Consider the following 23,814-nt stretch of genomic DNA (forward strand, 5'->3'; position numbering starts at 1 on the left):
ATCGGCGCTTTGGTGAAGGGGTGGGGCGAAGTCTCCCACGGTCTGTACTGGCTAGAGTCAGATGCTGGCTTTTAGTCCCACCACCCCTACAAGTCTAACCATACAAGCTGGCTTGCCTGCGATAGCGGCGGGTCAGCCAACATCAACCTCCGCAATGCCGCCGCCATCGCCGCCTCGCTGGGGCTCGACAGCTCCCACCTCGATCTTCAGGGGTTGGAAGATTGCATTTCACTACCACCGCAGGATGCATACGGTACTCAATGTACTGAGGATCCAAGGTGGGAGCTGGCTTGCCTGCGATAGCGGTGGGTCAGCCAACATCAATCCCAGCAATGCCGCCGCCATCGCAGCCTCGCTGGGGCTCGACAGCTCCCACCTCGATCTTCAGGGTTTGGAGGATTGCATTTCAGCTGCCACCGCAGGCTGCATACGGTGCTCAATGTGCTGAAGATCCAAGGTGGGAGCTGGCTTGCCTGCGATAGCGGTGGGTCAGCCAACATCAATCCCAGCAATACCGCCGCCATCGCCGCCTCGCTGGGGCTCGACAGCTCCCACCTCGATCTTCAAGGGGTGGAGGATTGCATTTCAGCTGCCACCGCAGGATGCATACGATGCTCAATGTGCTGAAGATCCAAGATGGGAGTTGGCTTGCCTGCGATAGCGGTGGGTCAGCCAACATCAATCCCAGCAATGCCGCCGCCATCGCAGCCTTGCTGGGGCTCGACAGCTCCCACCTCGATCTTCAGGGGGGGAGGATTGCATTTCACTGCTACCGCAGGATGCATACGGTGCTCAATGTGCTGAAGATCCAAGGTGGGAGCTGGCTTGCCTGCGATAGCGGTAGTTCAGCCAACATCAACCCCAGCAATACCGCCGCCATCGCAGCCTCGCCAAGGCTCGACAGTTTCCACCTTGATCTTCAGGGTTTGGAGGATTGCATTTCAGATGCGGTAGCGGCGCGTTCGAGGATTCTCGGCCCCGGTCCTTCCTGGCTCAAGGTATCGCCGGGGTTGCGCAACGGACAGTCGTTGAGCGACAGGCAGCCGCAGCCAATGCAGTTGTCCAGGCTGTCGCGCAGGGCTTCCAGGGTTCGGATGCGTTCGTTGAGGTTGTCGCGCCAGGCCGAGGACATTTCTCCCCATTGCGCGGCCGTCAATTTGCTGTTTGGCGGATAGCGGCCCATGGCGCGTTTGATCTCTTCCAGCGGAATGCCGGTGCGTTGCGCCACTTTGATAATCGCAATGCTGCGCAGCACCAGCGACGGGAAGCGCCGCTGGTTGCCGGCGTTGCGGGTGCTGGCGATCAAGCCCTTGGACTCGTAGAAGTGCAGGGTGGAGATGGGTACGCCACTGCGCCTGGCCACCTCGCCGATGGTGAGGGAGCGCACACCGTCCGGGTTCTTTTCTGCTGCCATGGGGGTTGCCCTCAAGTTAAGTTGAGGTTTTATAGTCCTGCCCGATCTTTGCTGCAACCGCTTTCTGCGCGAGCTGCTCAGCCTGCGCCAGGCCATTGCCCAGGCGCAGGCCGTGTCCTATGGCAATGCCGTGGGCCTGTATAAGGCGCTCTCCTGGCGGGCGCCGACGGCGGTGCTTTACCCTGCGGCGCGCACCGCGCATCATGCGCGCCCGCACTGAGGGCAAAAGTGCCGCGAAAAGGAACAGCAGTTGAACCACAACACATTGTCCAAGCGCCTGGAGCGCGTGGCGGCCCAGGTACCGGCCGGCGCGCGCCTGGCTGATATCGGCTCGGATCACGCCTACCTGCCGGTGGCGTTGATGAACCGTGGCGCGATTGTCGCGGCAGTGGCCGGCGAGGTGGCGTTGACGCCGTTCCGCGCCGCCCAGCGCACGGTGTGCGACAACGGCCACGAACTGCACATCCACGTGCGCCTGGCCGATGGCCTGGCGGCTATCGAACCGGCCGACCTGCTCGACGCGGTCAGCATCTGCGGCATGGGCGGCGAGACCATCCGCGATATCCTCGAGCGCGGCAAGGCGCATCTGAGCGGCCGGGAACGCCTGATCCTGCAACCCAACGGCGGCGAACAACCGCTGCGCCTGTGGCTGATGGACAACGGCTATCGCATCCTCTGCGAGGAGCTGCTACGGGAAAACCGCTTCGACTACGAAATCATCGTCGCCGAGCGCAGCGGGCCGGTGAGCTACAGCGCCGAGCAGCTGTACTTCGGCCCCCTGCAGATGCAGGCCCGCAGCCCGGCGTTCCTGGCCAAATGGCAACGCCTGCTGCGCTACAAGCAACGTACCCTGGATCAGTTGGCCCAGGCCCGACAAGCGTTGCCCGAACAGAAAGTGCAGGAACTGGCGCAAGAGGTGCGCTGGATCACGCAGTTGCTGGAGGCGACGAACCCGGTCTAGGGTCTTGCCTGCCGCAAATGTTTCAATGACTCATTTATCCAACCCAGGTGTTCCACCATGCCAGACGCTACCGACCAAGCCTTCTACGACCGCGCCGACGCGCATATCGAACTGTCGAACGAGCAATTGAAAACCCTCGAGAACCTGGGCCAGGTCAGTGCCTCGATGATGTTCGGCACCACCCGTTTCAACGCCTGGGCCAGTGCACGCAACTTCAAGTCCGGCGCGGAAATGGCCGAGGCGCGGGAAGCGATGTTGAAGTACTTCTGTGAGCAGTACCGGATGATGCTGGAAGACAATCTGGATGATCACATCAACAACTTCAGCCAGTACATGACAGCCCCGAAGCCACAGTGATCCAGGGGCTCGACAGCGCCCACCTTGATCTTCGTCGAAGCCCTGACTAGCGTTTGCTCAATGCCAGGCGGGCCGCGAACAGCACAAAAAGCAGGCCGGTGCTGCGGTCCATCCAGGTGATCACCTTGCCCCGGCGCAGCACTGCGGCCAGTGGCTGGGTGGCGCCGATCAGGGTCAACGACCACGCCATGCCGAGCACCACATGGATGCTCACCAGGCCGAATGTCCAGGCGATCAACGAATGGCCCTGGGGAATGAACTGCGGCAGGAACGACACATAGAAAATCCCGATCTTGGGGTTGAGCACATTGCCCAGCATGCCTTTCAAGAACCAGCGGGTGCCGGGTTGGGCGTGAGCCTCACCGACCGTCAGGGAGGTGCGTGGGCGCAGCAGCATATTCAGGCCCAGCCAGGCCAGATAAGCGGCGCCGCAGTACTTCAAGAGGTTGAAGGCCACCTCCGACACTGCGATCAACGCACCCAAACCAAAGGCCACCACCGCGCCCCATAAGAAACAGCCCGCATTGATACCCAATGCCGCGCGCAATGCCTGCTGCTTGCCTTCCACCGTCGAGGTACGCAACACCAGCGCGGTGTCGAGCCCGGGAGTGAGGGTCAGGAGGGTGGCGGCGAGGGTAAAGGCGAGCAGATTATCGGCGATGGACATGGGGCAAGTGCCTACACAATGTTGTGTTTGGATAGATGCTATCACGCAGCTAGGTGCCCGGCAGGGCGCTTTCGCCCGTCTATGAGCACAGAGCCTCGATAACGCCGAACCGTAGTCACTTAACCAGCTTGCAAATGAATGCCCGTAGTTGCCATGCCTCGTTTGGTCCCGGCGTCAGCCCAGTGAGCAAAATTTTGAAAGTCATGTATAGACGCATGTTTTATCGGTGGCACCTTGCTATTATGACACCCGTTTAACAAGGAGGGGGCCGCAGGGTTATTTTATGTTTATACATTGATTCCAAGTCGGGAAAAACTATCTATTAGAAAGTCAATGCTGATTTTCATATGGAAATCATTAAGCGGTTGTTAGGGATTTGTATTATGTCTAGAAAATTGTATCGGGAGTGCTACATTCCTGGCGTACTAGTTGTTTTGTTAATGTTGGTGGTGTCATTTTTTATCCGGGTTGGTGATTTTGAAAAAGTTCCGCCCGCACCGAATATGGAGGCCAGCTATCATGTGATTTTGACCATGAGCGCACTTAAAGAGTCTCCAATTGTGAATCATTGGTTTTTGCCGACAGTTTCATTGGGTGGCACTCTGGATAAAAATATTCCTTGGGGGGCAACAATACCGACCAGTACAGGAGACTATGTTTATACGAGCTTTGCCTCGAGCGGATTTTTGGCTCCATATTTTACATTTAGTGCGTTGAATATTGAGTTTTCTCTGGAGAATTTGGCAAAATTTAATTTTGTGATTGGTGCTCTGAGTGCATTGATTATCTATACTTGGCTCAGTCAGTTGTTATTTTTTTGCGGGTTCAGAAAGTGGTCTGCTGTCTCGGGTGGGGTGGTCGGGGCGGCGGTGGCGATCTTTAGTCGTGAAGCGCTCCTTTCGCATGGCGTGCTTTATTGGGTTCATAGTTTTTATCAGATAATTTTAGTACTTTCGTTATTCGTTTTTTTTAAGTACCTATCTTCGGAGAATGAACGAGCGTCACGTGTTTATGGGTGGATTTTAGTTGGCTTGGCATTTTGGGGAGCTTCCACAGAATGGACAGGTTATGTTTTTAATGCTGGGATATTTTTCATCCTGCTGTTTGATAGATTGAAAGTACCCTTTTCGAAGGCGCTTGCAGTCAAGGTTTTCATAGCGACTTTTTTTGCTGGCATATTGACGATTGTGCATTATGGGGTAGTGACGGGATTCGAATCGTCAATCAATTCATTCATAGCGCGCTTTTTTGCAAGAAACACCTCAACAGGTAGCCTCTATAGCCTGTTTGAAGGTTACGCGCTTTCATATGGCCTGTTTTTACTTGTCGTTGCTGTGTTTTTCCCTGTTGTTGCGTTTTTTTCGGCTAAAAAAGATGTGCGCCTCGCAGTGTTCTGGAGCCTGCTGGTGGCGGCCAGCGTACCGCTGATAGAAAATTTGGTAATGCTTCAGCATGCACAGGAGTTTTCTTTCGATCGTTTAAAGATGTTACTGCCCATAGCGATGATTCTGTCCTTTTATTTTGCTTGGCTAGATACTAAATGGCGTAGCGTTTTACTCGTTCTTATCCTGGCTTCAGCAGTGTACGGATTTTATTCATACAAGGTTTACAACGAGCGTTATTCAGCCTGGTCTGCAATGGATGCTGAAAACCAAGATCTTAAAGTGCTTGTACTCAAGGAAGTCGATATTGATTGTGCTGTCTTATCGTCGAACACGCGTGTCCGAGCTTATGCAAATCTGTTGTTTCATCGAGGTATTTATGAGTCTAGCTCTGATCTCGTCGTTAAGGATGATGCAGTAGATTCATGCGCGAGTGTGCATTTGACAGCAAGCGTGCCATTTGTAGATCTCCCTGAGTATCTAAGTGCTTTAGTCTGGAAGGAGGGGGAATATGCCGTAAGGTTTGATAAGGAAGGAGGCGTGTGGAAACGCACCGAAGTGCGGCTTGCTTCGGACAGTATTTTGGCAGCCGATCTTTCAGATGCGAACTGGAAAAAAGGAATATCCACAGCCTTTTCAGGTCTTGTCATTGCAAACACGGTAAGTAATAGGGTTTCTATCGCTGTCGGAAATTATTTGATTTTTGGTGGGTCGAAAGGTCGCCTGATAACAAATATCACCTATACGGGGCCGTATATGAATGTTTTTGTTGAGGGCGGAATTATAAATTCAGATATTGCAGGCTATCCAAATAAGATTCATGTTGTTAAGAAATTGTAAATGCCTCGTTGGAGGAGGCTATTTCCATATACTTACGCCGGGATGTTGGAGTGTACTCTGCGAGGGAAGTACTGGCAGGATGGTGTTTATTCACAGAGCGAAAGGCGACTGGTCCTACGTTCAGACTTCGTTACTCAAGGCGAACATTCAATGGCCGGGGCAATCCATCTAGAAAGTATGCCACCTGCCGGCATGGGGACATCCCGAAAAAAGCCGGCAATTATGCCGGCTTTGGAAGGGCAGTCAAATGCCCGGTGATTTACTGGGCAAACGCGTATTCCCCACCCTGTTCCAGCGCCTTGCGATAGGCCGGCCGGGCCTGGAACCGCTGGACCCACGCCGCGAGGTTCGGGTACGCCGGCAGCTTGCCCTGGGCCTTGGCGATTTCGCCAATGAAGCTCATCTGGATATCCGCACCGCTCAATTCTTCACCCAGCAGGTACGGTGACTGCGCCAGGGCGTCGTTCAGGTAACCCAGGTAGTTGGCCAGTTCCGACTCGATCCGCGGGTGCAACGGCGCACCGGCATCACCCAGGCGGCCGACGTACAGGTTGAGCATCAGCGGCAGCATGGCCGAGCCTTCGGCAAAGTGCAGCCATTGCACGTAGGTGTCGTAGGCGGCCGTGGCCGGGTCGGGTTGCAGGCGACCCTGGCCGTGGCGGCGGATCAGGTAGTCGACAATGGCGCCGGACTCGATCACCACGCGGCTGCCATCTTCAAGCACCGGCGATTTGCCCAGCGCGTTGATCGCCTTGAGCTCTGGTGGTGCGAGGTTGGTTTTTGGGTCGCGCTGGTAGCGCTTGAGCGCGTAGGGCAGGCCGAGTTCTTCGAGCAGCCAGAGAATGCGCTGCGAGCGTGAGTTGTTGAGGTGGTGAACAATCATCATGGGAAGCTCCGCCGGGCGAGTGTGGGTGTCTGATAGCAGACTGTTGCGCCGGCGTAGAGTGCCCTGAATCAGTTGGGCGTGTCAGGGGAAGTTGTCGGGTCCTGAGGCGGCTGCGCTTCCAGCTTCAAGCGGTCAGCCTTGCTGATGTACTTGTCTTTGCTTTTGGGGGCCAGTTTGGCACTGGCCTTTTTGGCGTTGGCTTTTAATAACTGATTGATCTTTTTACGACGGTTCATGCGGTTTACTCGGCGCGTTGATCTTTCGATGATATCAGCTCAGCAGTCGGGCGAGTGGGCTTGGCCAAATGCTTTTACGGGCATGCACCGACCTAAAGCCGGGCAAACTCAAAGGTTGCCCGTAAACCACCCGATGGCCGGTTTTCCAAGCGGACCTGTCCACCCAGGCGATTTGCGATGGATTGCACGATGGTCAGGCCCAGGCCTGCGCCGTGGTCATTGCCACGGCTGTAGAAGCGCTCAAACAGTCGATCACGCTCTGCTTCATCAATGCCCGGCCCCTGGTCTTCGACACTCAACTCGTAGTGATCGTGGTGTTTGGCCAACCCGACGGTGATGAGCCCTCCAGGCGGGGAAAAATTTGCCGCATTGCTCACCAAATTGTTCAAGGCAATCTGGATGATCCCGGTGTCGACTTTGACCAGGCCGACTTCGTCGACAGGGTCGAACACCAGCTCAAGTTCCTTGCTCAAGAGCCAGGGTGTCATCTGCACCAGACTGTCCCGGACTGTCGCCACCAGATCTGTTTTTGGCGCCTCAAGGGCGGAGGTGCGGGGTTCAATACGGGCCATGGTCAGCAGTTGATTGACCAGTCGGGTGGTACGGTCGACACCTGCCATGAGGTGCTCAAGGGACGCGCGTCGATCATCCTCGCTAGCGGCGTCCTTCAGGTTTTCTGCGTGAACTTTAAGCACCGCCAACGGTGTGCGCATCTCATGGGCGGCGTCGGCGATAAAACGCCGCTCGCGCCCCATGACCTCCTGGATTTGTGCGAGCACGCGGTTAAGGGCGGCCTGCATGGGCTCCAGTTCAGTGGGCAATGGATTCAAGTGCAAGGGCTCAAGCGAGCCTGGATGCCGCGCACGCAGGGTTTGCGCCATGTTGACCAGAGGTTTCAAGCCCCAGCCAATCGCCAGCCAGATCACTGCGGCAAGCAGCACGCAGCCAATCAGATTGGGCAACACCGTATGGCGGACAATCCGATTCACCAGATCGTCACGCACGTCGTCACGCTCGCCCACCCAAATCTTCAAATTATATTGCGCATCCTCCAAGACAAACGCGCGCCATGCTCGGTTGTTGACGTCCGTGATGGCGCTGAAACCGGCCTTGCTCGGTGGTGAGGTAAACGCGGGTGCGCTGGCGGTGTGAACCAGCAACGTGCCGTCCGAGTTCCAGACCTGGAACGCGATCTTGCTTTCATACGGATGGCCATCGACCTTAGGCACGGCAAGCCCCAGCGCTTGATTGAACGCCTGGTACAGCTCTGCTTGCTCCTTACTGGCCATTGGCATGCGCATCACGCCTTGCAACAGACGCGCGTTTTGCGCCAGTTGGGCGTCGTAGACCTCGTCAATTTCATGATTGCTGTCATGCAGGTTGACGGCGGTCATGATCAGTAGACCGAGGAACAACAGGCCAAGAATCAAGGTGAGCGTGCGCTGGCGAATGGAGGTCATGGGCGTTCGTCCACCAGATAGCCGACACCACGGATGGTTCGGATCAACTGGCTGGAAAACTTCTTGCGCAGATGATGGATATGCACTTCCAGCGTGTTGCTTTCCGCCTCCTCGCTCCAGCCGTAGAGTATCTGCATCAGTTGATCGCGGGTCATGACCCGGCCAGGAGGGGAAAGCAGTTCATGGAGTAACTGATACTCCTTGGGGGTCAAGGCCACGGGCTCGCCCAGATAGCTGACTTGCTGGGTACCGGGGTTCAGGCTGATGCCCGCGTGTTCAATCACCATCTGGGCCCGGCCAGCGCTGCGTCGCAACAAGGCCCGTATCCGGGCTTTGAGTTCTGCGAGGGCGAACGGTTTTATCAGGTAGTCATCCGCTCCGGCATCCAGACCGGCGATACGGTCCTCGGTGGCGTCCCGGGCCGTGAGGATCAGGACCGGCAGGTTGGAGCCACTGTCACGCAGGCGACGCAGGACGTCGAGCCCGTCCATTCGTGGCAGACCGAGGTCGAGCACGGCCAGATCAAACGTTTCGCTGAGCAGTGCGTGCAAGCCGCTGCTGCCGTCCTGCAACCAGTCGACGGTGTAGCCCTCGCGCGTAAGGGCCTGGTGAATGCCTTCGCCCAGGCCCATGTCATCCTCGATCAGTAGTAAGCGCACACGGACTCCTGTCAGTCGAGTTTCTGGTTCACTTGCTGCAGTAACGCTTCGATTTCCGTGCGGCGCCCGGCGTCAGCGGTTTCACGGCCTGGCCTCGGGGCTGCCTGCAGGGCTTTTTGTAGCGCCTGTCTGGCTTGGGGGTAGCGTTTTTGACGGTAAAGGTGATCGCCCCAGAAGTACAGACTATCAATGCCGTCTGGGTTCAGTTGCAATGCTTGCTCGAGCAATTGTTGTGCTTTGTCCGAATCGCCGAAACCAATAGGTCAGCCCGGTACCCGATCATACAGCGCGGCGAGGCTGGTGTAGGCCGAGCCTTGCAAGGCTTTGGGGTCCAGGGAGAGGGCTTTTTCCAGGTCGATCTTCGCCTCCTTGACCTTGCTCAACGCGCCGAGCCCACCCTGGGCGCCAGCCCAACTGCTGGTGACGATACCGGACCAGATCCAGGCCTCGGCGACGGATTGGCGATCCTGGGTAAACGCGCTGGCTTGGGTGGCGAGTTGCTCGAACTTCGCCGCGCGCTGGTCGGCGGGTAATTCGTATTGAATATGCGCCCAGCGCTGCTGGATGTCGTTGAGGCGTTGCTGGTCAGCGGCGTCCAGGGCCCAGACGGCTGGGCTCAACGCGCCGAGTAATAGCAAGCAGAGAGTGTTTTTCATGGATTGAGGTCCTCGTTGTCAGTCTTTTGGCTCAGGCGACGGATCAGGGGTAGGTGCTTGCGCAAGCTTCGGTCAATCAGGTTGGGCAGCAGACTGTTGAGGCGTACAAAAAACCGTTCCGGCCAGCCCAGGTACAACTCGCGATGGTCACCGGCAATGGCGCGGATCACGGCCGAGGCCACGGTTTGAGGGTCGTCGACATTCGCGTTGAGGGCGTCGTTGAGCGCCTGCGCGGCCGGACTGTTCATGGGGGTGCTGGTGGCGCGTGGCGCGACATACAACACACCCACGCGGGTGTCTGACAGCTCACGGCGCAAGGCTTCGGAAAATCCACGCAAGGCAAATTTGCTTGCGCAGTAGCTGGCGTAGCCGGGGTAGCCAATCGAGCCATAGGTGGAGCCAACGTTGACGACCATCGCGCTGCTGGCTTGCTTGAGCAGTGGCAGGAGGATTTTCGTCAGGCAGATAGGCGCGCTGATGTTGACTGCCAGCATGGCGTTGATATCGCTGTCCTCGAGCTGCTCCAGCATGGCGAAGTGATTGACCCCGGCGGCGTTGATCAGCAGGTTGATACCGCCCATTGCCTGCGCAGCGGTCAGCACCTTGCGACGGTCTGCCAGGAACGTCAGGTCGGCGCCAATCCAGAACACCTGCTGTGGATAGCGCTCGAGCAGCGGCGCCAACGACTCGCGGTGGCGGGCGACGGCCAGCACCTGGGCGCCGTTGGCGCACAGTGCGTCAGCAATCGCCGCGCCAATGCCGCCGCTGGCGCCGGTCAAGACCACGCGAGCCTCAGACAGGCGCATGCAGGCTCTCCCCGTCACGCGGCAAGCCACGGAACATGTCGGTGTAGAGTTTGTAGACCACTTTGGAAGCATGAATGACCGCCGCCTGATCACTCGGGTCCTGCAGTTTGTCCATCAGTCGGCGGTAAGTCTGCATGTGCCCGATATCCAGGGAGCCGTGGGAGCTGAGGTAGCTGAAGGCGGTTTCCGGCAGCTCAAGGCGATCGCGAATGGCCCCGGCGGCGTGGGTGGCAAGGGCGATGCTGGTGCCTTCGAGGACGTTGACCATGCCAAACAGACCTACCGGGTTATCCCGGGCGATCAGGTCGTAGAGGAAACTGGTCATCAACTCGATGGGCAGGGACGGATGACCGTCGCGTACAGCCTCTTTGTCGCCGCCACAGGCCTGGATGTCGTTGAGCACCCATTTTTCATGGCCGTATTCTTCTTCGATGTACTCACAGACTGCTTCACGCAGCCATTCCAGGCGCGTCGGCAGGCGCGCGCCACAGGCCATCATCAACGGCACAGTGTGGCGTACGTGGTAGTACGCCTGGGTCAGAAACGCCCGATAGCTCTCCAGACTGACCTTGCCCTCAAGGGCATCGCGGATGACCGGTAGGGTGAACAGCTCGTTGCGTTCTGCTTGAGTGGCGATTTGCAGGGTGTCGAAAAAACTCATGATGCGGATACCTCGGAAGGGGTCGATACAGTCAATTGCGCCTGGTAACGCTCAACAATGGCGTCGCGGCGCGGCCTGCCATTGGCGGTCAGCAGACCATTAGCGGGCGTGAACGGTTGAGGCAGCCGGGTCCAGTGATGGACCTGGGCGTATTGGGGCAGGGCCTCGTTGGCCTGGGCCACCGCGGCCGCCAGTTCGTCATCGGTGCAATCAGGGCGATGGGGCCACAGCAGCGCATGGTTGCTTGGCATGGCTTCGCCGTAGACGAAGGCCTGGGCGATATGCCGGCGTTGGGTCAGTTCGGCCTCGACCCATTCCGGATTCACGTTGCGCCCGAAGCTGGTGACAAATTGATGCTTTTTGCGCCCCTTGAGATAGAGGAAACCGTCGGCGTCAAATTCGCCCAGATCGCCGCTGGACCACCATTGGTCGACGCCAGCGGGCTCGCCCAAATAACCGAGCAAGGTAGAACCCTTGATCAGCACTTCGCCATCTTCAGCCAGACGTACCTCTACGTGAGGCAGGGGTTTGCCGACACTGCCGGGACGATGGGCCTCGGGGTGGTTGAGGCACACCACCGACGCACACTCCGACAGGCCGTAGCCTTCGTAGACACGCATGCCGAGGGTGTGCGCACGGTGCAGCAGTTCTTCTGAAACCCGCGCACCGCCCACGGCGGCAAAACGCAGGGTTTGAGGATTGAAGGCTTTTTGTTCGCCAGCGTTGACCAGCAGCAGGAGAAGCTGCGGCACCAGAATCAGGCTTTCGGGGGCGCGAGCGGCCAGGCAGCCGAGCAATTGCGGGACGTCGACGCCGCTGGCCCCTTGAATCCCCAACACGCTCTGGCTTGGCAGGCTCAGGGTGACGCCGGCATAAAGGGCGGCATAACAACCGATATTTTCCAACAGGATTGCCAGGGGCAGCACCGCGAGGTGATGCCGTGGATCGTTGGGTTGGCTGGCCTGATACAGCTCGCGGGCAACCCTCAAAATACTCTCGGCGCTCAGGCACACGCCTTTGGGGGTACCGGTGGTTCCCGAGGTAAACGTCAGTTTGGCGGTGTGTTCGGGTAAGCCGGACGCACCGTTGAGGTTTTTGCGCCAGAACTCGCCGGTTTTCTCGAAACCGGCGGTTTGCAGTTCTGCCTCCAGTTGCGGTTCGGCAATCACCAGCTCTGCCTGGCTTTGTTCCAGGCAATGCTTGCGTTGAGCCGGGGTGAAAAACGGCGGTAGCGCCAGGCACGTCAGCCCTTCGAACAGCGTGGCCAGATCCCAGAGCATCGCTTCGACGCCATTGTCCAGCGCCAGCGCGACTACCTTGATGCCCTCATCGCGCAGTCGCTGTTGGCGATAGTTAAGCTCGGCGTACAGGGTGGCGTAGTCCAGCTTCAACTGATCGCCCCACAGGGCGGTGGTGTGTGGCGTGCATTCAGCGTGGCTGCGCAGGATCTCCTTGAAACGCTCCATTTCAGGCGACATAAGTGGCCTCCTCAAGCGATGTGGGCAACCCCAGGCGGTTGAACACGCCGATATTGCGTAGATGGACAAAGCCTGCGCGGATGTTGCCTACATGCACCCAGGGCTTGCTGTCGTAATAGCTGCCCCAACTGTGGCGGTCAGCGCCCAGCCGCTCGGGGTCGGCGGCGCAGAGCGTCAGCGGTTTTAATCCCAGGCGATGGAAGCTGTTGACCAGCCCGATATTGCCGGTAAAGGCCACCCATTCCAGGCCGCCCGTGGCCAGCAGATAAGTGAGGGTAATGATGCTCAGGCGTGCGCTGCCGTTGTCACTGGCCGCCAGATTGCCCACCTCGACGATGCCGGTGCGCTCGACGGGGCGCTCGGCTGCCGTGCCGATCAGCGCTTCAATCGACGCGTCCAGATACCGCTCCAGAAACAAGGGTTCAGTCTTGGCCAGACGCACACCGGCGACGGCGCAAAGTTCGCCAGACGCGCTGCTTACGCCAAACAGTTCCGGCATGAAATAACGAATGTCAGCACCATGTGCCTGGCGAAAACGTTGTTGGACAAAGGTTTCGAACACCGCGCGCAGCGTGTCGCCGGGCAAGGCCCTGAGCAGATTCATCTGCGAGGACTCGGCTTGCCCGAAGTGAAGCGGTAAAGAGAGGTGCCAGTCGAAATGGGCCATTGGATAACGTCTCCCCAGTAGGTTTGGGCAGAGTATCGAGGGCATTTCTTAACGGAGTCTGAAGGTCGTAACAGACGGGCTGGCGCTTCTTCAGATTGTATTAAGGCTGGGCGGGCAGGGTGGCGTGGTTCGATCAGGCGTTAAACCGGATCGAGGTCGGGCGAATGACTCGCTCGCCAGAATGACTGCAGAGGCCCAGCATGACCCGAGACTCATCCACCCAACGTTATGGAAAACTGTCGATTGCATTGCACTGGCTGATGCTGGGGCTGTTTGTCGGTGTCTATGCCAGCATCGAAATCAAAGGCCTGCTACCCCGTGGGGGCACCATGAGAAGCCTATTCCTGGGACTGCACGGGCTTTTGGGGGCAAGCATTTTTCTTCTGGTCTGGGTGCGTCTGCTTGGGCGCCTGACCCCCCGGCCACCCATAACGCCTGCCTTGCCTGCGTGGCAGACCGGCGCTTCGCACCTGATGCATCTGGCATTGTATGGGCTGATGATTGCGACCCCGCTGCTGGCCTGGCTGATGTTGTCGGCGGCAGGCAAACCGATGCCTTACTTCGGGTTTTTTCTGCCGTCACTTGTGTCGGTCGATCCGGACCTGGCAAAGCAGTTCAAGCATTGGCACGAGTTGCTTGGCAGTAGCGGTTACTGGCTGATCGGTTTGCATGCGGCGGCAGGTTTGTTCCATCACTACTGGGTTCGGGACAACACCCTGGCGCGGATCCTGCCTAAACGCTTCTGAATGGAGCTCGAGAGTCGAGCGAGCCGTCGAGCCCGGGTTCGGCGGCGTTCCCTCTTGTTCTCAGAGGCTGGGATGGCAAGTGCTGCACCGATGTGGTCGCGAAATCAGCCCTTTTTTGCCCATCCCGGTCTACCATGCCCCTCCGGCAGTGGTTCCTCGCGCTATCGGCCCCCAGCCATCAAGGTATCGCACATGACCTCGTTCACCCGCAACACACCGTCCCCAGCCTCATTCGAGGTGCCGCAATGAGCATTGACCAGATCAGCCTGCCCAAGGGCGTAGGCCCACATGCCATCAAGTTGCTGGAGGCGATCACCGGCGCCAGCACGCCTGAAGACCTGAATCGCGCAGGCGGCAAAGCCGAAGGTTTTGTCCTGGGCCTGGAGTCCACCAAAGCCATCAAAAGCCAAATCGCCGAGTCGTTGTATGTGGCTTACGACGACGCTGCCAGCCATCGTGCGGCTGAGTTGAAGGGCTAGTAGCTGCACGCCCCGGCTGTCGAGCAGGGCGTGGTGGCTGGGTTGTCTACACGATCAGACTCAATAACCAGCCCGCTGCGCCGCTGCTTGCAACCACGAGCCATGGCGGCAGTTTGCAGAACATCAGCGCCACCAGGGCGATCAGTGCCAGACCGAAGTCTTGTGCGGTGAATATCGCGTTGGTCCACACCGGTTGGTACAGCGCCGCCAGTAATAAACCCACCACCGCGGCATTCACGCCGGCCAGTGCGGCCTGTGCGCGTGTGTTTTGGCGCAGGCTTTGCCAAAAGGGCAGGGCGGCGAAGATCAAGAGAAACGACGGCGTGAAGATAGCCAGCAGGCAGATCACGCCGCCGAGCCAGCCGGTGGGGGCCGGGTTCATCGCGGCGCCGAGGAACGCGGCGAAGGTGAACAAGGGCCCGGGCACGGCTTGGGCCGCGCCGTAGCCGGCGAGGAACACGTCGTTGCTCACCCATTGCGGCGGCACTACTTCGGCTTGCAGTAGGGGCAGTACCACGTGGCCGCCGCCGAACACCAGCGAGCCGCTGCGGTAGAACGCGTCTAGCAGTGCCAGGCTCTGGTGGGGCAGCGTCTGGGCGAGGAGCGGCAGGCCCACCAGCAGGATCAAGAACAGCGCTAACCACATCACTCCCGCGCGGCGGCGGATGGGGATGGCGAGTGCTTCGTGGGTGGCGTTGGGGACGGGGCTGAACAGCAGCAGGCCGACGACGCCTGCGCCGGCAATCACCGCGACCTGGCCCCAGGCCGACGGTATCAACAGGGTAATGACGGCGGCCATCAGCATCAGGAGCATGCGCCCCCCGCTATGGCACAGGTTGCGCGCCATGCCCCACACGGCTTGGGCGACGACCGCCACGGCGACGACTTTGAGGCCATGCAGCGCGCCGTTCGGTATGGCCGAGCTATGCTGGGTCAGGCCCAGGGCGAACAGGATCAAGAGCACGGCGGACGGCAAGGTAAACCCGGCCCAGGCCGCCAGTGCGCCGCTGTAGCCTGCCCGTGACAAACCCAGGGCGATGCCCACCTGGCTGCTGGCCGGGCCGGGGAGAAACTGGCAGAGCGCGACCAGGTCTGCATAGCTGCGCTCGCTCAGCCAGCGCCGCCGCGTGACGAATTCATCGCGAAAGTAGCCGAGGTGGGCGACAGGTCCGCCGAAGGAGGTCAGACCCAGGCGCAGGAAAATCAGGAAAACCGACCAGGGACTGCTGCGGTGATCAGCGGGGACGTTGGCCAAGCGCTCGATTCTCTAATGAATGGGAAGAATCAACGCACCCTAAACCTTTTATATGACGTGAAAAAGGTGCGGGCTACGCGAAAACCGGTCAATTAAGCGGATTCGTTTCGGGGCCGATTGAATTTATGGCCGCAAGGTTGGGTCATTTGAGAAGTTACGGTGCCAACTGCGTGCGCCATCCATATAGGGACCGACCATGACGTTCTTCATCTTCCTGCTCGCCTGCGCTACCGCTGCCAGCACCGGCATCATGTTCAAGCCCGGCACCTGGTATCAATCCCTGGTCAAACCGCGCTTCACCCCACCCAATTGGTTGTTTCCGGTGGCCTGGACGATCATCTACCTGCTACTCGCCTGGGCCGGTTACCGCCTGAGCCTGATCCCCGGCAGTCAGACGGTGCTGGCCCTGTGGGCGGCGCAGATTGCCTTGAATACGCTGTGGACCCCGGTGTTCTTCGGCGCGCATCGGATTCTTGCGGGGATGCTGATCATCACGCTGCTCTGGCTCACCGTGGCGGCGATGGTGGTGCTGGCGGTGCGCCTGGACCTGATCACCGGGTTAATCCTGTTCCCGTACCTGGCGTGGCTGAGTGTCGCGGCGGCGTTGAATTTCTCGATCCTGCGCAATAACCGTTGATGGCCTACACGCGTTGGCCTGCCAGTGAGCCCGAACCGGCACAACTGCGCCGCTTCAACAAATAGCTCGCTTGGCGGCCGCGCGGTGGAGTTTCTTCAGCCGGTACATATCACCATCGGCATGGCTGAGCAGCGTATCGGCATTGTCCCCGTCAGCCGGGTAACGGGCTACGCCGATGCTGCACGATGGCATTGTCACCGGGCCAAACTCAGGGCCCAGCGGTTCGGCCATGATGGCAAGGATCTGCTGTACCTTCTCGGCCACCGCCTCTTCTGAATGAAGATCGGTCAACAGCACGGTGAATTCATCCCCACCCATCCGCGCTACTGTGTCGGTGTCCCGCACACAGCCTTCCAGGCGTCGTGCAATGGCACATAGCACGCGGTCGCCGGCGGCATGTCCATGCACATCATTGATGCCCTTGAAATCATTGATATCCAGGAACAGCAGCGCCAGTGTGCTGTTCTGGCGGCGCGCGTTGCGCAACGCGGAGTCCAGCCGATCATTGAACAACGAGCGATTGGTCAGGGCGGTCAGTGGGTCGTGGTGGGCGAGAAAGCGCAGTTCCTCCTCGGCCTGGGTGAGGGCGGTGATGTCCCGCGCCACGCCGATCCGGGCGCCCACATCCTCGGACCAGAATGCCGCCCACAGGATATGCACGACACTGCCATCCTTGCGCAGATAGCGGTTGCGGAAATCGACGTGGGGCTGGCCGTTCATCACTCGGATGATCGAGGCTCGGGTGGTTGCCAGGTCTTCAGGGTGCATATAGTCGGTGATCAAGTTGCCGGTCAACTCGTCGGCACGGTAGCCGAGCAGCGTCTCGCAGGCATCGCTGACAAATGCGATCTGATTGTCCCTGTCGACCACGAAAACCGTATCCAGCATCAGATGGATCAGTTTGGGGTAGAGCGCTTGCAGGTCAACGGGCATAGGTCAGTGCAGTCCGGTTCAAATATCGGCCTGATCATATCCCGAACCTGCAGGCTGGCAATGAGCAATCTTGACTATCGGCCTACCGCCGATCTATCCATACCGTCTGCGCATTGCAGAATTCCCGCACGCCGAAATGTGACAGTTCGCGGCCAAATCCACTCTTTTTCACTCCGCCAAACGCCACCCGAGGATCGGACACGCTGTAGGCGTTGATAAAGACCCCGCCGGTTTCCAGCTGGTTGGCGATCTCGCGTGCCTTGGCTGGGTCGCGGGTGAAGAGGCTGGCAGTGAGGCCGAACTCGCTGTCGTTGGCCAGGGCCACGGCATGCTCGGCGTCGCGGGCGCTGATGATCGAGGCGACGGGGCCGAACAGTTCCTGTCTGAACGAGGTCATCTGGTCGGTGACGTTGGCCAGGACGGTGGGGGCGTAATAGTTGCCCGCGCCTTCAATAGGATGGCCGCCCAGCAGCAGGGTGGCGCCTTCGGCCAGGGTCGCCTGGACTTGTGCGTGCAGCTCGTCACGCAGGTCGAAGCGGGCCATGGGGCCAATGTAGGTGTCGCTCGACGTCGGGTCGCCCATCACCAGTTGGCGGCTGGCTTCAAGGAATCTGGCGGTGAACGCCTCGACCACGCCTTGCTCGATGATCAGGCGCTTGGCGGCGGCGCAGGCCTGGCCGGAGTTCTGGAAGCGGCCGATCACCGCCGCTTGCACGGCGGCGTCGAGGTCGGCGTCGTTGAGCACGATAAAGGGGTCGGAGCCGCCCAGTTCCAGTACGCACTTTTTCAGCGCGGCGCCGGCTTGCGAGCCGATGGCGATGCCGGCGCGCACGCTGCCGGTCAGGGTCACGGCGGCGATGCGTGGGTCGGCGATGGCCTTGGACACGCCGTCGGGGGTGACGTTGATCACTTCGAACAGGCCATCGGCGAAGCCGGCTTTGTGGAAGGCCTTTTGCATCAGGTAGGCGCTGCCCATCACGTTGGGCGCGTGCTTGAGCACGTAGGTATTGCCGCTGAGCATGGTCGGCACGGCGCCGCGCAGCACTTGCCACACCGGGAAATTCCACGGCATTACCGCGAGGATCGGGCCCAAGGGGCGATATTCGATCTGGGCGCTGCCGTTGTCCACCAGGGTCGGTTCCGGGGCGAGCATGGCCGGGCCGTGGGCGGCGTACCACTCGGCCAGCAAGGCGCATTTCTCGATTTCGCCACGGGCCTGGGCGATGGGCTTGCCCATTTCCAGGGTGATCATTTGCGCCATTTCTTCGGCTTGTTCGCGCAGGGCGCCGGCCAGGGCCAGGAGCAATTCGGCGCGCTGTGCCACTGGAGTATGGCGACCCTTGTGAAAGGCGGTGCTGGCGCGAGTGAGGGCGGCATCCAGTTGCGCGGCGGATTCGTACGGGTAGCTGCCGACGGTTTCGCCATTGGCGGGGTTGATCGACAAGGCATGGGTCTGGTGAGTGATAGCGTTCATGGCACCGTCCTGCGCAGTGTTGGAGAAGGTGTCCAGCGTACGGGGCTGTATCTTTTCCGGGAACTGAATAATATTAAGCAATACGTTCACGATTGGAGAATGACTTGGATCTGGTGCAGTTGGAGATTTTCAAGGCCGTGGCCGAGCAAGGCAGCATCAGCGCCGCCGCACAGCTGATTCATCGGGTGCCATCGAACCTGACCACCCGTATCAAGCAATTGGAGCAGGACCTGGGTGTCGAGCTGTTTATCCGTGAGAAAAGTCGACTGCGCCTGTCGCCTGCCGGCTGGAATTTCCTCGGTTATGCACGGCGCATCCTTGACCTGGTGCAAGAGGCCCGCGCCACCGTGGCGGGTGAGGAGCCCCAGGGCCCCTTCGCCCTGGGCTCGCTGGAAAGCACCGCCGCCGTGCGAATCCCGGCATTGCTGGCGGCCTACAACCAGAAACACGCCAAGGTCGAACTGGACCTGACCACCGGGCCCTCGGGCACGATGATCGAAGGCGTGTTATCGGGGCGACTGGCGGCGGCGTTTGTCGATGGCCCGGTGTTGCACCCGACCCTGGAGGGAGTGGCGGTGTTTGAGGAGGAGATGGTGGTGATTGCGCCCTTGCATCACGCGCCGATCAGCCGTGGGCAGGATGTGAACGGTGAGAACATCTATACCTTTCGCTCCAACTGCTCATACCGGCACCACTTTGAGCGCTGGTTTTCCCAGGACGGCGCGATGCCGGGGAAGATTTTCGAGATGGAGTCGTACCACGGCATGCTCGCCTGTGTCAGCGCCGGCGCCGGGCTGGCGCTGATGCCGCGCAGCATGTTGGAGAGCATGCCGGGGTTTACCACGGTCAGCGTATGGCCGTTGGCCGACGAGTTCCGCCTGCTCAACACCTGGCTGATCTGGCGTCGGGGCACGGTGTCGCAGAGTTTGGACAGCTTTGTGCAACTGCTACAGGAACGCATTCCCCTGTAGGAGTCGGCAAGCTAGCCACCAAACTGCAGGGTGCCCATCGCCAGTTTCGCCATCAGCGCCGTGGCCCCCAGTTGCACCAGCCACAAGGCCAGGCCGCCGAGGAAGACGCCCAGGGCGACTTGCAGCACCAGGCTTTTTTGCCGCTTGGCTGGGGGCGTGCGCGGGGTGAAGTGATCCAGTTCGTCGCGGTCGGCACGCAGGTCCAGGTCGTCGTTTCTCATAAGGCTCTCGCAGCAAAGGGGCAGTCGGTGTTCAGTCTAGGGGTTGGGCGCCGCAAGTGGTGAACTTGTTGTGGCGAGCGAGCTTGCTCGCGTTGGGGCGCATAGCGGCCCCTTGTTCAGGCACCGTGGTGGTCCAGTAAGTTCAGGGTGGCAGGTATTGGGGCTGCTGCGCAGCCCAGCGCGAGCAAGCTCGCTCGCCACGGGGGGCACAAATGGAAAGGGGAAGCCACTGGCTTCCCCTTCGTACCCCGCGATCAGGCTTACAGCACCTGCACAATCGCCTTGGTCACGGCAGCGATATTCGCCTGGTTCAACGCCGCCACGCAGATGCGACCGGTGTCGAGGGCGTAGATACCGAACTCGCTGCGCAGGCGGGTGACTTGCTCTACGGTCAGGCCGGAGTAGGAGAACATCCCGCGCTGGCGACCGACGAAGCTGAAGTCGTGGCCCGGAGCAGCCTTGGCCAGGTCGTTGACCATCTGCTCGCGCATGCCGCGGATGCGCAAACGCATTTCGGCCAGTTCTGCTTCCCACTGGGCGCGCAGCTCTGGGTTGTTGAGCACTGCCGCCACAATCGCCGCGCCGTGGGTCGGCGGGTTGGAGTAGTTGGTGCGGATCACGCGTTTGACCTGGGACAGGATGCGCGCGCTTTCTTCTTTCGATTCGCTGACGATGGACAGTGCGCCCACGCGCTCGCCGTACAGCGAGAACGATTTGGAGAACGAGCTGGACACAAAGAAGGTCAGGCCCGACTCGGCGAACAGGCGCACGGCGGCGGCATCTTCGTCGATACCGTCGCCAAAGCCCTGGTAGGCCATGTCGAGGAACGGCACCAGGTTCTTGGCCTTGACCACTTCCAGCACGTCTTTCCAGTCGGCCGGGCTCAGGTCGACGCCGGTCGGGTTGTGGCAGCAGGCGTGCAGCACGACGATGGACTGGGCGGGCAGGGCGTTGAGGTCTTCCAGCAGGCCGGCGCGGTTCACATCGTGGGTGGCCGCGTCGTAATAACGATAGGTCTGCACCGGGAAGCCGGCTTTTTCGAACAGCGCCTGGTGGTTTTCCCAGCTTGGGTCGCTGATGGCAACTACGGCATTGGGCAGCAGTTGCTTGAGGAAGTCAGCGCCGATTTTCAGTGCGCCGGTGCCGCCAACGGCCTGGGCAGTGATCACCCGACCAGCGCTCAACAGCGGCGACTCAGTGCCGAACAGCAGCTTTTGCACGGCCAGGTCGTAGGCGGCAATGCCATCAATCGGCAAGTAGCCACGGGCGGCGTGTTGCGCCACGCGAATGGCTTCCGCTTCGGCAACGGCACGCAGGAGTGGAATCTTCCCCTCCTCGTTGCAGTAAACGCCCACGCCAAGGTTGACCTTGTCAGTACGGGTATCGGCGTTGAATGCTTCGTTGAGGCCCAGGATAGGATCGCGTGGTGCCATTTCGACAGCGGAGAACAGGCTCATTTTTGCGGCAGCTCTATGGGGGAATGGAGGGACGTGTCGCGCTCCAGCCGAATGCACTAGAGCGGTGCACAAACGGGGAGCTAGTATAGAGGCCAACACCGCTCGCGGCGACAGCCGAAACGGCTTTTCGGCCAAGTTTTTCGGTTTATTTATCGACCGTTAGTCTTATTGCAACATTGATGGCCGCAGGCATGCAGGACGATTGCCTTGAAACCCGTCACATTCGCCTCCACTTCTACAGCTATCATGGTTTTTTCCTACGGCTCGCTCTGATATTTAGCAGGCTGTGGTCTTTTTCGTCCCCGACGGGTTTACAGTCTGGGGTGACTTCAAGAGGTACGTTATGTCGGATTTCCAACTAGTCACCCGCTTTGAACCTGCTGGCGACCAGCCCGAGGCCATCCGCCTGATGGTCGAAGGCATCGAGGCTGGCCTGTCCCACCAGACCTTGCTTGGGGTGACCGGCTCCGGCAAGACCTTCAGCATTGCCAACGTGATCGCGCAGATCAACCGCCCGACCCTGGTGCTGGCACCGAACAAGACCCTCGCCGCGCAGTTGTACGGTGAATTCAAGGCGTTCTTCCCGAACAACGCGGTGGAGTACTTCGTCTCCTACTACGACTACTACCAGCCCGAAGCCTATGTGCCGTCCTCCGATACCTTTATCGAGAAGGATGCGTCGATCAACGACCATATCGAGCAGATGCGGCTGTCGGCGACCAAGGCGCTGCTGGAACGCAAGGACGCGATCATCGTCACCACCGTTTCTTGCATCTACGGCCTGGGCAGCCCGGAAACCTATTTGAAGATGGTGCTGCACGTCGATCGCGGCGACAAACTCGACCAGCGCGCCTTGCTGCGGCGCCTGGCGGATTTGCAATACACCCGCAACGATATGGACTTCGCCCGCGCGACCTTCCGCGTGCGTGGCGACGTGATCGACATCTACCCGGCAGAGTCGGACCTGGAGGCGATCCGGATCGAGCTGTTCGACGATGAAGTCGAGAGTTTGTCGGCCTTCGATCCATTGACTGGCGAAGTGATCCGCAAACTGCCGCGTTTCACGTTCTATCCAAAAAGCCACTATGTGACACCCCGTGAAACCCTTTTGGATGCCATGGAGGGGATCAAGGCCGAGCTGACCGAGCGCCTCGAATACCTGCGCGCCAACAATAAGCTGGTGGAAGCCCAGCGCCTGGAGCAGCGCACGCGTTTTGACCTGGAGATGATCCTCGAGCTGGGCTACTGCAACGGCATCGAAAACTACTCGCGCTACCTGTCGGGGCGCGAATCCGGCGCGCCACCACCGACCCTCTACGACTACCTGCCGGCAGACGCCTTGCTGGTGATCGACGAATCCCACGTCAGCGTGCCGCAAGTCGGTGCCATGTATAAAGGCGACCGTTCGCGCAAGGAAACCCTGGTGGAGTACGGCTTCCGCCTGCCTTCGGCGCTGGATAACCGGCCGATGCGCTTTGACGAATGGGAAAGCATCAGCCCGCAGACCATCTTTGTGTCGGCCACGCCGGGCAACTACGAGGCCGAGCATGCTGGCCGGGTGATCGAGCAACTGGTGCGTCCCACCGGCCTGGTCGACCCGCAAATCGAGATCCGCCCGGCCCTGACCCAGGTCGATGACTTGCTGTCGGAGATCACCAAGCGCGTGGCTCTGGAAGAACGGGTGCTGGTCACCACGCTGACCAAGCGCATGTCCGAAGACCTTACCGATTACCTCGCCGACCACGGCGTGCGCGTGCGTTACCTGCACTCGGACATCGACACGGTGGAGCGCGTGGAGATCATCCGCGACCTGCGCCTGGGCACGTTCGATGTGCTGGTGGGCATCAACCTGCTGCGTGAAGGCCTGGACATGCCCGAGGTGTCGCTGGTGGCGATCCTTGACGCGGACAAGGAGGGTTTCCTGCGCTCCGAGCGCTCGCTGATCCAGACCATCGGCCGTGCGGCGCGTAACCTCAATGGCCGGGCGATTTTGTATGCCGACCGCATCACCGGCTCCATGGAGCGGGCCATCGGCGAAACCGAGCGCCGCCGCGACAAGCAAATTGCGTTCAACCTGGCCAATGGCATCACCCCCAAGGGCGTGTTCAAGGACGTGGCCGACATTATGGAAGGCGCCACCGTACCGGGCTCGCGCAGCAAGAAGCGCAAAGGCATGGCCAAGGCTGCCGAGGAAAACGCCAAGTACGAAAACGAACTGCGCTCGCCGAGCGAAATCACCAAGCGTATCCGCCAACTGGAAGAGAAGATGTACCAGCTGGCGCGGGACCTGGAGTTTGAAGCGGCGGCGCAGATGCGCGATGAGATTGGCAAGTTGCGCGAGCGGTTGCTGACGGTCTGAAGTTGCGTTGATGGGGCGGGCCTCATCGCAGGCAAGCCAGCTCCCACATGTGCAATGCATTTCAACATGTGGGAGCTGGCTTGCCTGCGATGGCGGCGCAGTGTCGGTTACGAAAGGCAATGGAATATAACCAGCTAACGATCTGCCAAATA

At 59.7% G+C, this 23,814-nt stretch carries 23 protein-coding genes and 1 pseudogene; 8 read left to right on the plus strand and 16 right to left on the minus strand.

Features of this window, described 5'->3' with window-relative positions:
* Positions 1-919: 919 nt before the first annotated feature.
* The gene (soxR, locus tag HBO24_RS10695; RefSeq protein ID WP_170059675.1) at positions 920-1,414 is read right to left on the minus strand and encodes a redox-sensitive transcriptional activator SoxR; all 495 of its coding nucleotides are present in this window, start codon (positions 1,412-1,414) and stop codon (positions 920-922) included.
* A 250-nt stretch (positions 1,415-1,664) separates the two neighbouring features.
* Between soxR and HBO24_RS10700 the strand changes: the two genes are divergently transcribed.
* Both HBO24_RS10700 and HBO24_RS10705 read left to right on the plus strand, forming a co-directional pair.
* The gene (locus tag HBO24_RS10700) at positions 1,665-2,375 is read left to right on the plus strand and encodes a tRNA (adenine(22)-N(1))-methyltransferase TrmK (protein WP_128592911.1); all 711 of its coding nucleotides are present in this window, start codon (positions 1,665-1,667) and stop codon (positions 2,373-2,375) included.
* 57 nt (positions 2,376-2,432) lie between these two features.
* Entirely contained in the window at positions 2,433-2,732 is a 300-nt protein-coding gene (locus HBO24_RS10705) for a DUF3144 domain-containing protein (RefSeq protein WP_057438578.1), read from the plus strand.
* Positions 2,733-2,778: 46 nt separating this feature from the next.
* Here HBO24_RS10705 and HBO24_RS10710 read toward each other — a convergent pair whose 3' ends face one another.
* On the minus strand, positions 2,779-3,399 hold the full coding sequence (locus HBO24_RS10710) for a LysE family translocator (protein ID WP_170059676.1): 621 nt from the start codon (positions 3,397-3,399) through the stop codon (positions 2,779-2,781).
* 347 nt (positions 3,400-3,746) lie between these two features.
* Between HBO24_RS10710 and HBO24_RS10715 the strand changes: the two genes are divergently transcribed.
* A complete protein-coding gene (locus HBO24_RS10715) occupies positions 3,747-5,621 on the plus strand; it encodes a hypothetical protein (protein ID WP_170059677.1) in 1,875 nt (624 codons plus the stop codon).
* A 259-nt stretch (positions 5,622-5,880) separates the two neighbouring features.
* Here HBO24_RS10715 and HBO24_RS10720 read toward each other — a convergent pair whose 3' ends face one another.
* The 9 genes and pseudogenes from HBO24_RS10720 to HBO24_RS10760 form a co-directional block, all read right to left on the minus strand.
* A complete protein-coding gene (locus tag HBO24_RS10720; RefSeq protein ID WP_057438581.1) occupies positions 5,881-6,507 on the minus strand; it encodes a glutathione S-transferase in 627 nt (208 codons plus the stop codon).
* A 68-nt stretch (positions 6,508-6,575) separates the two neighbouring features.
* Positions 6,576-6,743, minus strand: a complete 168-nt coding sequence (locus HBO24_RS10725; protein WP_081044286.1) for a DUF2986 domain-containing protein — start codon at positions 6,741-6,743, stop codon at positions 6,576-6,578.
* A 92-nt stretch (positions 6,744-6,835) separates the two neighbouring features.
* Positions 6,836-8,203 (minus strand): ATP-binding protein, encoded by a 1,368-nt coding sequence (locus HBO24_RS10730; RefSeq protein ID WP_057438582.1) that lies wholly within the window; start codon positions 8,201-8,203, stop codon positions 6,836-6,838.
* Positions 8,200-8,862, minus strand: coding sequence for a response regulator (locus tag HBO24_RS10735; protein WP_057438583.1), 663 nt, complete (start codon positions 8,860-8,862; stop codon positions 8,200-8,202). Before HBO24_RS10735 ends, HBO24_RS10730 begins: the two co-directional genes overlap by 4 nt.
* Positions 8,863-8,873: 11 nt before the next feature.
* A pseudogene (locus HBO24_RS10740) lies at positions 8,874-9,518 on the minus strand (tetratricopeptide repeat protein).
* Complete coding sequence (locus tag HBO24_RS10745) at positions 9,515-10,324, minus strand: SDR family oxidoreductase (RefSeq protein WP_115128648.1); 810 nt, start codon at positions 10,322-10,324, stop codon at positions 9,515-9,517. The pseudogene HBO24_RS10740 and the gene HBO24_RS10745 overlap by 4 nt, the downstream one beginning before the upstream one ends.
* On the minus strand, positions 10,311-10,985 hold the full coding sequence (locus HBO24_RS10750) for an iron-containing redox enzyme family protein (RefSeq protein ID WP_057438586.1): 675 nt from the start codon (positions 10,983-10,985) through the stop codon (positions 10,311-10,313). Before HBO24_RS10750 ends, HBO24_RS10745 begins: the two co-directional genes overlap by 14 nt.
* Positions 10,982-12,463: an AMP-binding protein gene (locus tag HBO24_RS10755; RefSeq protein ID WP_170059678.1), complete on the minus strand. Its 1,482-nt coding sequence runs from the start codon at positions 12,461-12,463 to the stop codon at positions 10,982-10,984. The genes HBO24_RS10750 and HBO24_RS10755 overlap by 4 nt, the downstream gene beginning before the upstream one ends.
* Positions 12,453-13,130: a thermostable hemolysin gene (locus tag HBO24_RS10760; protein ID WP_115128646.1), complete on the minus strand. Its 678-nt coding sequence runs from the start codon at positions 13,128-13,130 to the stop codon at positions 12,453-12,455. Before HBO24_RS10760 ends, HBO24_RS10755 begins: the two co-directional genes overlap by 11 nt.
* 200 nt (positions 13,131-13,330) lie before the next feature.
* Between HBO24_RS10760 and HBO24_RS10765 the strand changes: the two genes are divergently transcribed.
* Together HBO24_RS10765 and HBO24_RS10770 are read left to right on the plus strand one after the other, a co-directional pair.
* A complete protein-coding gene (locus tag HBO24_RS10765; protein WP_057960193.1) occupies positions 13,331-13,876 on the plus strand; it encodes a cytochrome b in 546 nt (181 codons plus the stop codon).
* 245 nt (positions 13,877-14,121) lie between these two features.
* Complete coding sequence (locus tag HBO24_RS10770) at positions 14,122-14,355, plus strand: hypothetical protein (protein ID WP_057438590.1); 234 nt, start codon at positions 14,122-14,124, stop codon at positions 14,353-14,355.
* A gap of 46 nt (positions 14,356-14,401) precedes the next feature.
* On the opposite strand, the gene chrA is transcribed toward HBO24_RS10770, so the two are convergent.
* Positions 14,402-15,610, minus strand: coding sequence for a chromate efflux transporter (chrA, locus tag HBO24_RS10775; RefSeq protein ID WP_170059679.1), 1,209 nt, complete (start codon positions 15,608-15,610; stop codon positions 14,402-14,404).
* A gap of 196 nt (positions 15,611-15,806) precedes the next feature.
* Here chrA and HBO24_RS10780 point away from each other — a divergent pair, with 196 nt between their 5' ends.
* On the plus strand, positions 15,807-16,247 hold the full coding sequence (locus tag HBO24_RS10780) for a TspO/MBR family protein (RefSeq protein ID WP_170059680.1): 441 nt from the start codon (positions 15,807-15,809) through the stop codon (positions 16,245-16,247).
* 54 nt (positions 16,248-16,301) lie between these two features.
* On the opposite strand, the gene HBO24_RS29775 is transcribed toward HBO24_RS10780, so the two are convergent.
* A complete protein-coding gene (locus HBO24_RS29775; protein WP_170044362.1) occupies positions 16,302-17,180 on the minus strand; it encodes a sensor domain-containing diguanylate cyclase in 879 nt (292 codons plus the stop codon).
* A gap of 82 nt (positions 17,181-17,262) precedes the next feature.
* Positions 17,263-18,654, minus strand: a complete 1,392-nt coding sequence (locus HBO24_RS10790) for an aldehyde dehydrogenase family protein (RefSeq protein WP_170059681.1) — start codon at positions 18,652-18,654, stop codon at positions 17,263-17,265.
* A gap of 104 nt (positions 18,655-18,758) precedes the next feature.
* On the opposite strand from HBO24_RS10790, the gene HBO24_RS10795 reads away from it, so the two are divergent.
* Entirely contained in the window at positions 18,759-19,625 is an 867-nt protein-coding gene (locus tag HBO24_RS10795) for a LysR family transcriptional regulator (protein ID WP_057438593.1), read from the plus strand.
* Positions 19,626-19,636: 11 nt separating this feature from the next.
* Here HBO24_RS10795 and HBO24_RS10800 read toward each other — a convergent pair whose 3' ends face one another.
* On the minus strand, positions 19,637-19,846 hold the full coding sequence (locus HBO24_RS10800; protein WP_057438594.1) for a hypothetical protein: 210 nt from the start codon (positions 19,844-19,846) through the stop codon (positions 19,637-19,639).
* Between the two features lie 260 nt (positions 19,847-20,106).
* On the minus strand, positions 20,107-21,303 hold the full coding sequence (locus HBO24_RS10805; protein ID WP_170059682.1) for an amino acid aminotransferase: 1,197 nt from the start codon (positions 21,301-21,303) through the stop codon (positions 20,107-20,109).
* A 343-nt stretch (positions 21,304-21,646) separates the two neighbouring features.
* Between HBO24_RS10805 and uvrB the strand changes: the two genes are divergently transcribed.
* Positions 21,647-23,662, plus strand: coding sequence for an excinuclease ABC subunit UvrB (gene uvrB, locus HBO24_RS10810; protein ID WP_170059683.1), 2,016 nt, complete (start codon positions 21,647-21,649; stop codon positions 23,660-23,662).
* The last annotated feature ends 152 nt before the right edge of the window (positions 23,663-23,814 follow it).

It is taken from the genome of Pseudomonas sp. WS 5410, assembly GCF_012985645.1.
In the GTDB taxonomy this organism is placed as follows: Bacteria; Pseudomonadota; Gammaproteobacteria; order Pseudomonadales; family Pseudomonadaceae; genus Aquipseudomonas; species Aquipseudomonas shahriarae.